Source organism: Citrobacter sp. VF227, from assembly GCF_052950715.1.
On record NZ_JBRFVF010000452.1, the window covers coordinates 1 to 457 of the forward strand.

Genomic DNA, 457 nt, shown 5'->3' on the forward strand with positions numbered 1-457 from the left:
GCGTTGCGTTACATGTTCGGGTAATTCGGCCCGCCGCCGCCTTCCGGCGTGACCCACACGATGTTCTGCGTCGGGTCCTTGATGTCGCAGGTTTTGCAGTGCACGCAGTTCTGCGCGTTGATCACGAGGCGCTCGTTGCCGTCGTCGTTCTTCACGAACTCGTACACGGCCGCCGGACAGAAGCGCGCTTCCGGGCCCGCGTAGGTGCGCAGGTTCACGTTCACCGGCACGCTCGCGTCCTTCAGCGTCAGGTGCGCCGGCTGGTTTTCCTCGTGATTCGTGTTCGAGATGAACACCGACGACAGCCGGTCGAACGTCAGCTTGCCGTCCGGCTTCGGATACTCGATCTTCTTCGACTCGGCGGCCGGCTTGAGGCACGCGTAGTCCGGCTTTGTGTCGGGCAGCGTGAAGGGAATCTTGCCGCCGAAGATGTTCTGGTCGATGAAGTTGAACGCGC

1 protein-coding gene is annotated in these 457 nt (G+C 62.4%); it reads right to left on the reverse strand.

The genetic code is table 11. From position 1 onward, the window contains the following. Nucleotides 1-8: 8 nt before the first annotated feature. The coding region (locus ACU8YC_RS27285) for a 4Fe-4S dicluster domain-containing protein (RefSeq protein ID WP_446896299.1) at nucleotides 9-457 on the reverse strand (449 nt) is incomplete at its 5' end.